This window comes from Mesorhizobium sangaii (genome assembly GCF_014207355.1).
In the GTDB taxonomy this organism is placed as follows: domain Bacteria; phylum Pseudomonadota; class Alphaproteobacteria; order Rhizobiales; family Rhizobiaceae; genus Mesorhizobium; species Mesorhizobium sangaii.
Genome location: NZ_JACHEF010000002.1, coordinates 597,556 through 610,864, shown reverse-complemented (window position 1 = coordinate 610,864; position 13,309 = coordinate 597,556). Strand labels below are relative to the sequence as shown.

Below are 13,309 nucleotides of genomic sequence, written 5' to 3'. Positions count from 1 at the left end.
GCCGGAACGTCAAGCGACGTTGATCAAACGAAGGCTTGGCAACGGCAAGATGGAAGCTCAAAGTGCCGGTATCGCCCAGCCTGTCGATTGAAGGGCGGTCGGGGGCCATGATTCGTATTCTGCAAAACTTGTTGCGACGCTGGAGCGAGCTTTCTCTCGCACTGCAATTCCTCGTTGCCGGCGGCTTTGGCCTTCTGGCCGTCATGCTGGTGGTGGGCGCCTGGGTGACGACACAGATCCGGGACGGCGTCATCCGCAACTCGGCTGCCACGACGGCCCTCTATGTCGACAGCGTGATCGCGCCGCTGCTGCCCGACCTGCGCAAGAGCCAGGAACTCAGCGATAGCGTCAAACAAGCGCTCGACGAGACGCTCGGCCAGGGCGCGCTCGGCAAGCGCATTGTATCGTTCAGGCTCTGGCGCCGTGACGGCACGGTTCTCTATGCGAAGGAGGCCGGTTTGATCGGCCACCGTTTCGATCTGAGCCCCGGTTTGCGTTCCGCCTTCGAGGGTAATGTCGTCGCCCAGTTCGATACGTTCGACGAGAACGAAAGCCAGGCTGAGGCGATCGGCTTGCCGTTGCTCGAAATCTACAATCCCGTACGCGAGCCGTGGTCCGGCGAAGTGGTGGCCGTCACCGAATTCTACGAGGTCGCCGACGATTTCAAAGCCACCCTGGCTTCGGCCTTGCTGTCAAGCTGGCTGATCGTGGCCGGCGCGACCCTGGCGGCGTTTCTGCTCCTGTCCGGCATCGTCCTGCGCGGCAGCCGCACCATCGACGATCAGCGCGGGGCGCTGCGCCGCCAGGTGTCGGAGCTGCAGGGCTTGGTGGCCCAAAACAACGCCTTGCGGGTCCGCGTGCAGCGGGCGTCCCGCCGCGCCACCGCGCTCAACGAAAGATACCTTCGCCGCATCGGCGCCGACCTGCATGACGGTCCGGCCCAACTCGTCGCGCTGGCGGCGCTGCGCATGGATAGCCCGGTGTTCTCCTCCGATGGCCATTCGGGCGAAAGCCGCTCGACCGAGGTCGCGATGATCCGCAAGACGCTGGAAGACGCGATGCGCGAAATACGCGGTATCTGCACCGGCCTCGTCTTGCCGCAGATCGAGACGGCTGCCACAACGGACATCCTGCGTCTGGCTGTCAACGAACACGAGATGAGGACGGGGACGTCGGTGACACTGACGCTGGCCGGGCACTTGCCAGAACCCGGCGCCTCCGAGAAGATCAGCATCTATCGTTTCGTGCAGGAAGGGTTGAACAATGCCTATCGCCACGGGCGAGGCAAGGATCAGGCGGTGAGTGCGGGGATGAAAGGCAGCAGGCTTTTCGTTGAGGTCTCGGACGGCGGACCGGGCTTCGATCCGGCACGCGTCGAGGGCCTCGGGCTCGCCGGGCTCAGAGAGCGGGTCGAAAGCATTGGCGGCCAGTTCGAAACCCTGACCGGGCCGCACGGCACGCGATTGGTGATCCGTCTATCGGTCGAGGAGCAAGCATGATCGGCGCCGTTCGCATTGCCATTGTCGACGATCATCCCCTTTTTCGCGAGGGCGTGACGCGCAGCCTGACGGAAATCGGTGGCTTCGAGATGGTTGGCGAGGGCGCCACGGCGCAGGATGCCGAACGCATCGTCTCGACGGTGCGGCCGGACATTCTGCTGCTCGATATCTCGATGCCGGGCGGTGGTCTGGCCGCGGTCGCAAGCATCCTCGCCAGCCATCCCGCCCAGAAGATCGTCATGCTGACCGTTTCGGAGGCCAATGCCGATGTGACCAAGGCCCTGAACGCGGGGGTGCGTGGCTATGTCCTCAAAGGTGTCGGGTCGCGCGCGCTCGCCGACATCCTGCACAGCGTGGCGGCCGGAGAAAGCTATCTTTCGCCGACGCTGTCGGCCCGCCTGCTTTCGGATCTCCAGTCCCTGCAGCCGACCGACGGCATAGTGGACCGGCTGCGGCAACTCACCGAGCGACAGGCAGAAATCCTGCGTCTGGTGGCGGAGGGGTTAAGCAACAAGGAAGTTGCCTTGCGGCTGGAGCTGCAGGAGAAGACCGTGAAGCATCACATGACCGGCGTGCTGTCGAAACTCAATGTGCGAAACCGCACCGAAGCAGCCTTGATGATGCGTGAGTCTCGCGACCGGGACCGGAACCATTCTTAAGGGGCTTCGGCCATCCCGAGAGCGGCTCACCGTTTCACGGAAACGCCGAACCGCTCTATCCGGTGACGCGCCTTAAGTCTTTGTTTTTATGCATGTCGTTGCCCCTGCTTCTGGGCGACACGCATCAGCCGGAAACCGGGTGACAAAAGAGAGGTCACCTCCGCCGGGGGCGGCGGAGGTGACGTGTGAAGCCGGCCGTTGCCTGTTGGCCAACTTCACAAGGCTTTGAGGCGGCTGACATCAGCCGGCGTGACTCCGCGATCGATGATCGTGCGCCCGAGCGAATCCTCCATCCTGAAACGGCCATTCTCGATCGTTTCCGTTATGCCGTCGGGATGCAGGACCGTGATCGTCTTGCCCTCCACGTCGACCACGTCACCGGTTTTGGCGTTGACATGACTGCCGTTGGCATTTTCGCTCTGCCCCTGGTTGGATTTAGAGTTGCCGCTGGCGGTGCCGCTATTTCCTTTGCCGTTTCCGTTACCGCCGCTATTGCCGCTGTTACCGTTCCCGTTGCCACCGTTGCCGCCGCTATTGCCGCCGTTGCCATTGCCGCCGCTGTTGCCACCGTTTCCGCCACCACCGCCGCCGCCGCCACCACCATTGCCGCCGCCACCGCCGCCCTTGCCGGCCTGTGCGCTAGCCGCGTGGATGCCAGGAGCGGAGCCGTGGAGGTCAATCTGATAGGGAGCGATGGTCAGCGCCAGCGCGGCCGCCGATCTGAGCGCCAGCCGGCAACAACGGGTCGTGATCGATCTATGCATGGTGATCTCCGTCGATTGAGCTGGCGTGCCACCGTCGACGTTGGAGTTGCACCAGCATCGCCGAAAGAAAAGATACCCGAAAGCCGTATCCGACCGTTGCGCTTGTCACCCAGGACCTTTGCAAGCGCAAGATTGGACTAAAGTCCCAAGCTTGTGCTAATATATGCCTTGTATGGACGGCGGCGACCGCCATCGCCGAACGAAAGGTGGCTTACCTGATGCCGCCGAACATCAAGTCACCTCCGCCGGGGGCGGCGGAGGTGACTTGTCAAACTGGTCGTTCCCCGGCTGACTTCGCAGGGCCTTCTACTTCACAAGGCCCGAAGACGACTGATGTCGTTTGCCGTCGCCGGACGTTCGACAATCGTGCGGCCGAGTGCATCCTTCATCTGAAAACGGCCGTTCTCGATCTCTTCCGTGATGCCGTCGGGATGCAGGACCTCGATCTTGTTGCCGTCCACTTCGACCCTGTCGCCGGTTTTCGCATTGACGTGATCGTCGTGACCTTTGCCGACCCCGGAATTGCCGGCTGCGCCGTGGTCGTCGCTGGCGCCATTGGCTCCACCAGCGTTTCCGGAGTTACCGTTTCCGCTGCCGCCACTCCCGCCACTGCCGCTTCCGCCGCCACCTCCACCGCCACCGCCATGTCCGCCGTCCCTGGCATGCGCGCTTGCGGCAACGATGCCGGGATCAGAGCCGTGGAAAGCGAGTTGATAGGGGGCGATGGCCAGCGCCAGTGCCGAGGTCGCCCTCAGCGCCAGCCAGCAACAGCGGGTCGCGATCGATCTGCGCATCCTGGTCTCCTCTTCGATCAGGCCGGCGGATTTCAGGCAGGCGGACTTCACCGCTAGCGTTTTCGCAAGGAACCCACCATCGCCGACATGGCGGCCTCGCGTAACCGGCCCACGACCGATGCGGTGCCGCCAACGGACCTTTGCCGGGCCTGACAAGGGACCTTTGTCCCAGCGCCACGTGCTGATCGCAGAGTGCTTAGCCGACGTCACGGAATGCTGTCGCGGCTGAAAGGCTTTGATGTCACGAAAATGTGATCAGGTGACTATAAGGGGGTCGAACAGGCAATACGCTCCAGCCACCCGCAAAGCCAGAGGCAAGCCAGATGACCGAACACCGCTCCCCCGACGCCAAATTCCGCACCAGCCTGCTCGAGGAAAACGCCGGCCCGGCCACCAATCCTACCAACAACCGCACCATGGGCGAGATCATCGCCGCGCGGTTCTCGCGCCGTGGTTTCCTGAAAGGCTCGCTGGCCGTCTCGGCTATCGCCGCCACCGTCAGCCCGCTGGCGCTGGTCAGCGCCGACCAGGCCCGGGCCGCCGAAGGCTCTGCCTTCGCGTTCGACGAGCTGGAGGCCGGCATCGACGACAAGCACCATGTCGCGCCGGGCTACGATGCCGATGTGCTGCTGCGCTGGGGCGATCCGCTGTTTGCCGATTCGCCGGAGTTCGACCCGACGAAGCAGTCGGCGCAGGCGCAGGCAAAACAGTTCGGCTACAACAACGACTATGTCGGCTACATCGCGATCGACGGCTCGGCCGAACACGGCCTGCTGGTCGTCAATCACGAATACACCAACCCGCATCTTATGTTCCCGGGCATCGTCAAGATCGTCGAGAAGGACGGCAAGAAGTCGGCCGACGTCGCGCCGCTCAGCAAGGAACAGGTCGATGTCGAGATGGCGGCGCATGGCGGCACCATCGTCGAGATCCGCAAGGACGGCGGCAAATGGCAAGTGGTGCGCGACGGCAAGCTCAACCGCCGCATTACTTCCAACACCGAAATGGCGCTGTCCGGCCCGGTTGCTGGCCATGATCGCGTCAAGACCAATGCCGACCCGTTGGGCACGAAGGTTTTCGGCACCTTCAACAATTGCGCCGGCGGCGTCACGCCGTGGGGCACCTATGTGATGGCCGAGGAGAACATCCACGGCTATTTCTCCGGGGAATTGCCCGAGGGCCACCAGGAAGCCGCCAATTACAAGCGCCTCGGCATTCCCGAAGGCGCCTATGAATGGGCGGCGCACTATGACCGCTTCGATCTGGCAAAGGAGCCGAACGAGGCCAACCGTTTCGGCTGGATCGTCGAAGTCGACGTCAACGATCCGACCTCGACGCCGAGGAAGCGCACCGCCATGGGCCGCTTCAAGCACGAGGGCGCCGAATCGATCGTCGCCAAGGATGGCCGCGTCGTCTTCTATCTCGGCGACGACGAGCGCTTCGACTATGCCTACAAGTTCGTCACCAGCGGTAAGTTCAATCCCAATGACCTCGCGGCCAACAAGGATCTGCTCGACGACGGCACGCTGCATGTCGCCAAGTTCGCGGAAGACGGCTCGGTCGAATGGCTGCCTATCGTCTTCGGCCAGGGGCCGTTGACCGCCGAAAACGGCTTTGCCAGCCAGGCCGACGTGCTGATCGAGACGCGCCGCGCCGCCGACCTGCTCGGCGCCACCAAGATGGACCGCCCAGAGGACATCCAGCCCAACGCCGTCAACGGCAAGGTCTATGTCATGCTGACCAACAATTCGAAGCGCAAGGCCGACCAGGTCGACGCCGCCAACCCGCGCGCTGAAAACGCTTTCGGCCACATCATCGAGATCGCCGAGGACGGCGGCGATTTCACTGCCACCACGGGCAAGTGGGAAGTGCTTCTGAAATGCGGCGATCCGGCGGTGGCCGATGTCGGCGCCACCTTCTCGACGGCGACGACGGCCAATGGCTGGTTCGGCATGCCCGACAATTGCGCGGTCGATTCGGCCGGACGCCTGTGGGTCGCCACCGACGGCCAGAGCCCAAAGACCACCGGCCGCACCGATGGGCTGTGGGCGGTCGACACCGAAGGCTCGGCGCGGGCAACCTCGAAACTGTTCTTCCGCGTGCCGATCGGCGCCGAAATGTGCGGCCCGCTGTTTGCGCCTGACGATCAGACCGCCTTTGTCGCCGTCCAGCATCCGGGCGACGGCGGCGAGGACTGGGAAGCGTTTGGCCGCCCGTCCTACTATGAGGACCTGTCGACGCGCTGGCCCGACTTCAAGCCCGACATGCCGGTGCGGCCGGCGGTCGTCGCCATCACCAAACAGGGCGGCGGCAAGATCGCGGTTTGATATCAGGCACCGCAATCCCGGGGAGGGTTTTCGGCGAGCCGAAGCCCTCCTTTTTCCTTGTGAACCCGTTCAAGCTCCGGGAAAGATTGGCAATTTACACGTGGCGCCCTAGGTCTTACCCAGGAGATCGCCATGCCGAAGTCCGTCTATGACCGTGGCCTGCTCAAGCCGGCCGAAGTCGCCACCTTGCAACGCGTGTTCGACGAAGCTTGCCGGCGGCGCGAAGCGCATCCCGAATCGGCCGAGGCACGCGAACTGGCTCTCACCCTGCTGGCACTGCACAATGCCGGCATGGTCGAAGAAGACATGCTGATGCAGGCCGTCGGCTTCCGGAGGCTTGAGCCGAAGTCAGCGTGAAGCGTCGTGGGAGACTCCCGCGGAGTTGGCAATCCGCTTGGTGATCGCCTTGGCCATGATGCCGGCATTGGCAAAACAGCCGCGAATGCTCGGCCGCATACCGGAGAACCACAGGCCGGGCAATTTCGGATCGGCTTGCCCGCCGTTGAAGAGCGGAACGCCCTTTTTGTCGAGGACGCCGAGCTTGCCGACCATGGGCTCCAGGCCGGTGCGGTAGCCTGTCGCGGCAATGACGATGTCGGGATGGATCAGGCTGCCATTGGCCAGGATCACGCCGTCGCGGGCGAATTCCCGTATCGCCGGCACCACAACGATCTTGCCGGCCTTGATGGCGCTGACGGCGCCGTCATCGGCGGCGATCGCGGTGTAGTCCGAGGTCAGCCGGGTGGCGCCACCCGACGGCGCGGGCGGCATGCCGAATTTGGTCAGGTCGCCGAAAACCAGGCGCTGCGTCGCCGCCATCACCGCATCGGCGACCCGCAAGGGCAAGCGCGCCATGAGCGGCGAAAGCCGATGCACGGCGATCTTGCCGATCCGCTTGGGCAGCAGCGCGGGGCCGTTGCGGGCCGACAGCCAGATGGCGGCCGTGTTTATGCCGGCCAGATGATTGAGCGTATCGAAGCCCGAATTGCCGGCGCCGACGACCAGCACTTTCCTGCCGGCATAGTCCCGCGCGTCGCCGAAATCCGCCGCGTGGATGATGCGGCCGGCAAAACCCTTCATGCCTTTCCATTCGGGAATGAAGGGCTGCCTGTCGCGGCCGGTGGCGATGACGACATGGCGGGCCAGGCGCAGTCCGGCGCTGGTCAGCAGCGCCCAGTGATCGCCCTTGAAGACGATCTCTTCGACAGCAACGCCGAACTGCACCGGCAGCCGGTTCTCCTGCCTGAAATCATTCATATGGCGGATGACGACTGTCTTGTGCGGAAAGGCAGGCGTGCCCCGGGGATAGGCAAGACCGGGCAGGGAAGACAGATCGCGATGGGTGTTGAGATGCAATTGCCGGTGCCGCCGGTGCCAGGGCTCGGCCAGCCGGCTTTCCTTTTCCAGGATCGCCGTGGGCACGCCGGCGTTCATCAAGGCATGCGCGACGGCCAGCCCGGCGGCACCGGCGCCGACGACGATTGCCGGCTCGACCGGCTCGTTCGTCACCGGTCTGATGGTCGTCTCAGCCATTCCTTCTCTGATCTCCATTCGACCCTTCCGACGCCACGCTTCCCGTGGTCGCCAAGGGAGGCCGCGGCGGCTCGATCCTGCGGTGACTTATATATCGCGAATCGAACCCGAATTTCGAGCATGCGCCGGCCGCGATTGCGCACTATATGGCATATGCGCGATATCGGCGGTAATCAGGTCGCGGCAATGTGATTGATTCGAGGCCCTGGGGCTGGCGGGTCTCTGCTATTCCCCCACGTGCATGCCCGAAATCGAGTCGATTTCCGGGTCATGCGCAGAATCAAAGTGTTACAGCACCTTTGCGCGTCCTGGGCGCGGCGCTGTAGGCGGCTCGCGGAATTTCGACCATGCCCTCCTTGCGGATCTATTTCGACAAAATCCTTGAGGAAGTCGCGCCAAAGGTGGCGCGGCAGACGCTGACCCATGTCGAGCGCCTGGCGCTTGTTCGCCGCCATGGTGACTTCTCGCTTGCCTATTCGACCGCCGTGCAAGGCAAGCTTTCCTATTTCGGCGACGCCGACGGCTACATCGCCTTCGGCACCAAGATGGGGCGCCATTTCGCGCTCGGCGATCCGGTGGTGGCTCCAATGCTGCGGCCCGACTACATCAGACGCTTCGTCGAAACCGCCGGCAGCCCGTGGTTCGTACAGATCGGCGAGGAAACGGCGCGGGTGCTGGCCGGGCTCGGCTACAAGATCAATCGTCTCGGCATCGACACCCGCCTCAACCTGCCCGACCATGATTTTTCCGGAAAGCGCAACGAGACCGTGCGCTATTCCGAGCGCTGGCTGTTGAAGAAGGGATTTTGGTTCGACGAGGACAAGCGGACCGTCTATCTCGACGAAATCGCCCGGCTTTCCGAAAACTGGCGCGGCGACCGCATCGTCAAGCGCTGGGAGATGGGCTTTCTCAACCGCCCCTTCGCCGATCATCTCGGCACCGACATGCGCCGTTTCGTCCTGCACGGCCCCGATGGCGGACTGGTCGCACTGCTCGACTTCGACCCGCTGTTTCGCGACGGCAAGGTGATCGGCTACACCACGGCGTTCAAGCGCAAGCATATCGACGCCTCGTCGCACGCCGAGATCGGCCTGACCAAATTCGCCGTCGACCGTTTCCGCGAGCAAGGCATCTCGGTGGTCACGCTCGGCCTGTCGCCGATGCTCGATGTAGGCCCGAGCGGGTTTGCCGAAAGCGATTTCTGGCGCAATGCCTTCCAGCGCGCCTATGACTCGCCCTGGGTCAACCGCCGCAGGTTCAACCTGCAAGGCCAGGCGGCGTTCAAACGCCGCTTCCACGGTGTCGAGGAGCCGGTCTACATCGCCTTCCGCAAGGGGACATTTGTGGAGATGCTGGGGCTGCTGCGGCTGGTCAAGGCCATTTGAGGTCTGAGCTTCGTCAGTTCCTTAGCCGGTAACCTGTCCTGAAGATCCAGGCGACGATCGCTATGCAGATCAGCAGAAAGACAATCGTCATGCCGAGGCTGACGCCGACCGAGACATCGGACTTGCCGTAAAAGCTCCAGCGGAAGCCGCTGATTAAATAGACGACCGGGTTGAACAGCGTCACCGTGCGCCAGATGCCGGGTAGCATGTTGATCGAATAGAAGCTGCCGCCGAGGAAGGTCAGCGGCGTGATGATCAGCAGCGGCACCAGCTGCAATTGCTCGAAGCTCTTCGCCCAGATGCCGATGATGAAACCGAACAGGCTGAAGGTCACCGCCGTCAGCACCAGGAAGGCAACCATCCAGAACGGGTGCTGGATGGTCAGCGGGACGAACAGCGAGGCGGTGGCCAGGATGATCAGGCCAAGCAGGATCGACTTGGTCGCTGCACCGCCCACATAGGCGATGACGATCTCCAGATAGGAGACCGGCGCCGACAGGAGTTCGTAGATCGAGCCGACGAACTTCGGGAAGTAGATGGCAAAGGAGGCGTTGGAGATCGACTGCGTCAGCAGCGAGAGCATGATCAGGCCCGGCACGATGAAGGCGCCGTAGCTAATGCCGTCGATCTCGGTGATGCGCGAGCCGATGGCCGAGCCGAAGACGACGAAATAGAGCGACGTGGAGATGACCGGCGAGACGATGCTCTGCAGCACGGTGCGGAAGGCACGCGCCATTTCCATCCGGTAGATTGCCCATACTGCACGCAGGTTCACTGCTCTCTCCTCACCAGATTGACGAAGATCTCCTCGAGCGAACTGTTTTGCGTGTCGATGTCGCGGAACTGGATGCCGCCGGCCTCGAGATCGCGGATCAGCGAGGCGACGCCCGGCCGCTCGGCCTGGTTGTCATAGGTGTAGGTCAACTGCCCGCCATCCGGCGACAGCTCCAGCGCATAGCGCGAGAAGGTGTCGGGAATGGCCGTCAGCGGGCTGCGCAGCTCCATCACCAGCCGCTTGCGGCCGAGCTTGTGCATCAGTTCGGCCTTGTTCTCGACCAGGATGATCTCGCCGCGGTTGATGACGCCGACGCGGTCGGCCATCGCCTCGGCTTCCTCGATATAGTGGGTGGTGAGAATGATGGTGACGCCGTCCTCGCGCAGCCGGCGCACCATCGCCCACATGTCCTGGCGCAGTTCGACATCGACGCCGGCGGTCGGCTCGTCGAGGAACAGGACGCGCGGCTCATGCGACAGCGCCTTGGCGATCATTAGCCGGCGCTTCATCCCGCCCGACAGCGTAATCGCCTTGGCGTCCTTCTTGTCCCATAGCGAGAGGTCGCGCAGCACCTTCTCGACGAAGGCCGGGTTGGCCGGCTTGCCGAACAGGCCACGGCTGTAGTTGACCGTCGCCCAGACGCTCTCGAACGCGTCGATGGTCAGCTCCTGCGGCACCAGGCCGATCAGGCTGCGCGCGGCGCGGTAGTCCCTGTTGATGTCGTGACCGTCGACCGTGACGGTGCCCGACGACCGATTGACGATGCCGCAGACGATCGAGATCAGCGTCGTCTTGCCGGCGCCGTTGGGGCCGAGCAGCGCGAAGATCTCGCCGCGCTCGATATCGAGGTTGACTTCCTTGAGCGCGGTGAAGCCGGTGGCGTAGGTCTTGGAGACCCCGGAAATGGACAGGATTGAGGGCATGGCTGAAAACGGCTGCCTGAAAGAGGTCCCCTGATATAGGCTGAATGTCGGTGCGTGCAACCGCAAGTCGACGCCGCTGCTGACAGTTCTCAACAATCGTTGCAGGCAGGCCAGTGCGGGCCGGCGGTGGTTGCAATTGGACACGGCGACACGCCTGCGTCATCTTGGCCGGACGCTGCGGCGTTCCGCCTCGCGGCGGGACGCCGCTTTGACCGACAGGCGCGACGGGCATATTCTTGCCACATTAGAAGCAGCCGGAGCCCACCATGGACCCGCTCATCCTGTCGCGCATGCAATTTGGCGCGAATATTTCGTTCCACATCCTGTTTCCGACGATCACCATTGCGCTTGGCTGGGTGCTGCTGTTCTTCAAGCTCCGCTACAACGCGACAAACGATTCCGCCTGGATGCGCGCCTATTTCACCTGGGTGAAGGTGTTCGCGCTGTCCTTCGCCATGGGCGTGGTGTCGGGCGTCACCATGAGCTTCCAGTTCGGCACCAACTGGCCGGGCTACATGGAAAAGGTCGGCAACATCGCCGGTCCGCTGCTGGCCTACGAAATCCTCACCGCCTTCTTCCTCGAGGCGGCCTTCCTCGGCATCATGCTGTTCGGCTTCCGCCGCGTGTCCAACCGCATCCACACGCTGGCGACGGTGCTGGTGGCCGGCGGCACGACCGTTTCGGCCTTCTGGATCATCGCGCTCAATTCCTGGATGCAGACGCCGGCCGGTTTCGAGATACGCGATGGCGTCGCGCACCCGGTCGACTGGTGGGCGATCGTCTTCAATCCGTCGATGCCCTACCGGCTGGTCCACATGCTGCTCGCCTCCGGCCTGACGGTGTCGTTCCTGATCGCCGGCCTGTCGGCGCTGCGCTATCTCTATGGCGACCGCTCGGAATCGATGTGGAAGGCGCTGCGCACCGGCGTCTTCACCGCGGCGATCCTGATCCCGATCCAGATCTTCGCCGGCGACCAGCACGGGCTGAACACGCTGGAGCACCAGCCGCAGAAGATCGCCGCCATGGAGGCCAACTGGAACACCGGCCCCAACGTGCCGCTGGTGCTCTTCGCCCTGCCCGACGAGGCGGCCAAGGAAAACAGGCTCGAGATCGCCATCCCCGACGGCGCCAGCCTGGTGCTGCGGCACAGCATCGGCGGCGTTGTGCCGGGGTTGAACGACTATCCCGGCAACCATCCGCCGGTCTTTCCGATCTTCTGGAGCTTCCGCATCATGGTCGGCACGGGACTGCTGATGCTCGCGGTGTCCTGGTCGGCAGCGTTCTTCCTCAAGCGCCGGCACAGCCTGCCGAAGCCGCTCGCCATGCTGATGGTGCCGATGGCGCTGTCGGGCTGGCTGGCGACGCTGGCCGGCTGGTACACCACCGAGATCGGCCGCCAGCCCTGGCTGGTGACCGGCGTGCTGAAGACCGCCGATGCAGTCGGCCCGGTGGCCGGCAGCCATGTCGCGCTGACGCTGGCGATCTACCTCATCCTCTATGTGCTTTTGTTGATCGCCTATCTCGGCGTGCTGGTGCACCTGGCGCTGAAGGCGGCGAAGGACGGCGATTCATCGCCGCTGCCAGGCGTGATGAACGCAGCCCTGTCGCAGCCGGCTGCCGGCGAGTGAGGAGAAGACAATGACCTTCGACTGGCCAACCCTGCTGCCTCTGATCTTCGCCGGCCTGATGGGCCTCGCCATCCTGATCTACGTCATTCTCGACGGGTTCGATCTCGGCATCGGCATCCTGTTCGCCGCCGCCGAAGACGCCGAGCAGGACACGATGATCGCGGCGATCGGCCCGTTCTGGGACGCCAACGAAACCTGGCTGGTGCTGGCCGTTGGCCTGCTGCTGGTCGCCTTTCCGCTGGCGCATGGCGTCATCCTGACCGCGCTCTACATCCCGGTGTTCGTGCTCTTGATCGGGCTGATCCTGCGCGGCGTCGCCTTCGATTTCCGCGCCAAGGTGCCGAGCGGCCAGAAGCATCGCTGGAACCGTATTTTCTTCCTCGGTTCCGTCATCGCCTCGCTGGCGCAGGGCTATATGCTGGGCGTCTATGTGCTCGGCCTCGATGTCGGCCCGGGCGGCATGGCGTTCGGCGTGCTGGTGGCGCTCTGCCTTGCCGCGGCTTACGCGGCGATGGGTGCTGCCTGGATGATCTACAAGACCGAGGGCGACCTGCAGAAGAAAGCCGTGCGCTGGCTGCGCACCGCCCTTGTGCTGACCGCGCTCGGCATGGCCGCGGTGTCGCTGGCGACGCCGTTCGCCAGCCCGCGCATCTTCGACAAATGGTTCGTCTTTCCCGCGATGCTCTATCTGTCGCCGCTGCCGATCCTGTCGGCACTGTTGTTCCTGTGGCTGTGGCGGCAGACTTTTCATCTGCCGAGGCCCGACGACCGCCATTCGCTGACCCCGTTCCTGACGCTGGCCGCCATCTTCGCGCTCGGCTTTGCCGGTCTCGCCTGGTCGTTCTACCCGTTCGTGGTGCCCGATCGTCTGACCATCTGGCAGGCGGCTTCGGCGCCGGAAAGCCTGGCCATCATCCTGGCCGGCACGGTGGTCGTGCTGCCGGTCATCATCTTCTATTCGTTCTATGCCTACCGGGTGTTCGGCGGCAAGGCGACGGATTTGACCTACGACTGACGACCCT

General features: G+C 63.8%; 12 protein-coding genes. 7 read left to right on the top strand and 5 right to left on the bottom strand.

What is annotated here, in order from left to right; genetic code table 11:
• The first annotated feature begins 107 nt into the window (after nt 1–107).
• Nucleotides 108–1,499 (top strand): sensor histidine kinase, encoded by a 1,392-nt coding sequence (locus HNQ71_RS12040; protein WP_184872789.1) that lies wholly within the window; start codon nt 108–110, stop codon nt 1,497–1,499.
• On the top strand, nt 1,496–2,158 hold the full coding sequence (locus HNQ71_RS12035; protein WP_184872788.1) for a response regulator: 663 nt from the start codon (nt 1,496–1,498) through the stop codon (nt 2,156–2,158). The genes HNQ71_RS12040 and HNQ71_RS12035 overlap by 4 nt, the downstream gene beginning before the upstream one ends.
• 215 nt (nt 2,159–2,373) lie before the next feature.
• On the opposite strand, the gene HNQ71_RS12030 is transcribed toward HNQ71_RS12035, so the two are convergent.
• Together HNQ71_RS12030 and HNQ71_RS12025 are read right to left on the bottom strand one after the other, a co-directional pair.
• On the bottom strand, nt 2,374–2,922 hold the full coding sequence (locus HNQ71_RS12030) for a hypothetical protein (RefSeq protein WP_184872787.1): 549 nt from the start codon (nt 2,920–2,922) through the stop codon (nt 2,374–2,376).
• A 311-nt stretch (nt 2,923–3,233) separates the two neighbouring features.
• Nucleotides 3,234–3,716 (bottom strand): hypothetical protein, encoded by a 483-nt coding sequence (locus HNQ71_RS12025; RefSeq protein WP_184872786.1) that lies wholly within the window; start codon nt 3,714–3,716, stop codon nt 3,234–3,236.
• Nucleotides 3,717–4,039: 323 nt separating this feature from the next.
• On the opposite strand from HNQ71_RS12025, the gene HNQ71_RS12020 reads away from it, so the two are divergent.
• Together HNQ71_RS12020 and HNQ71_RS12015 are read left to right on the top strand one after the other, a co-directional pair.
• On the top strand, nt 4,040–6,043 hold the full coding sequence (locus HNQ71_RS12020; RefSeq protein ID WP_184872785.1) for a PhoX family protein: 2,004 nt from the start codon (nt 4,040–4,042) through the stop codon (nt 6,041–6,043).
• 132 nt (nt 6,044–6,175) lie between these two features.
• Nucleotides 6,176–6,400: a hypothetical protein gene (locus HNQ71_RS12015; RefSeq protein ID WP_184872784.1), complete on the top strand. Its 225-nt coding sequence runs from the start codon at nt 6,176–6,178 to the stop codon at nt 6,398–6,400.
• Here the strand turns inward: HNQ71_RS12015 and HNQ71_RS12010 are convergent.
• Nucleotides 6,392–7,576: a flavin-containing monooxygenase gene (locus HNQ71_RS12010; protein ID WP_184872783.1), complete on the bottom strand. Its 1,185-nt coding sequence runs from the start codon at nt 7,574–7,576 to the stop codon at nt 6,392–6,394. The two genes, HNQ71_RS12015 and HNQ71_RS12010, sit on opposite strands and share 9 nt — an antisense overlap.
• 347 nt (nt 7,577–7,923) lie before the next feature.
• Here HNQ71_RS12010 and HNQ71_RS12005 point away from each other — a divergent pair, with 347 nt between their 5' ends.
• Nucleotides 7,924–8,961 (top strand): phosphatidylglycerol lysyltransferase domain-containing protein, encoded by a 1,038-nt coding sequence (locus tag HNQ71_RS12005; protein WP_184872782.1) that lies wholly within the window; start codon nt 7,924–7,926, stop codon nt 8,959–8,961.
• A 13-nt stretch (nt 8,962–8,974) separates the two neighbouring features.
• Here HNQ71_RS12005 and HNQ71_RS12000 read toward each other — a convergent pair whose 3' ends face one another.
• Together HNQ71_RS12000 and HNQ71_RS11995 are read right to left on the bottom strand one after the other, a co-directional pair.
• Entirely contained in the window at nt 8,975–9,736 is a 762-nt protein-coding gene (locus tag HNQ71_RS12000; protein ID WP_184872781.1) for an ABC transporter permease, read from the bottom strand.
• Nucleotides 9,733–10,659, bottom strand: coding sequence for an ABC transporter ATP-binding protein (locus HNQ71_RS11995; protein ID WP_184872780.1), 927 nt, complete (start codon nt 10,657–10,659; stop codon nt 9,733–9,735). The genes HNQ71_RS12000 and HNQ71_RS11995 overlap by 4 nt, the downstream gene beginning before the upstream one ends.
• A 266-nt stretch (nt 10,660–10,925) precedes the next feature.
• On the opposite strand from HNQ71_RS11995, the gene HNQ71_RS11990 reads away from it, so the two are divergent.
• Together HNQ71_RS11990 and HNQ71_RS11985 are read left to right on the top strand one after the other, a co-directional pair.
• Nucleotides 10,926–12,287 (top strand): cytochrome ubiquinol oxidase subunit I, encoded by a 1,362-nt coding sequence (locus tag HNQ71_RS11990; RefSeq protein ID WP_184872779.1) that lies wholly within the window; start codon nt 10,926–10,928, stop codon nt 12,285–12,287.
• 10 nt (nt 12,288–12,297) lie between these two features.
• Nucleotides 12,298–13,302, top strand: a complete 1,005-nt coding sequence (locus HNQ71_RS11985) for a cytochrome d ubiquinol oxidase subunit II (protein WP_184872778.1) — start codon at nt 12,298–12,300, stop codon at nt 13,300–13,302.
• Nucleotides 13,303–13,309 lie beyond the last annotated feature (7 nt).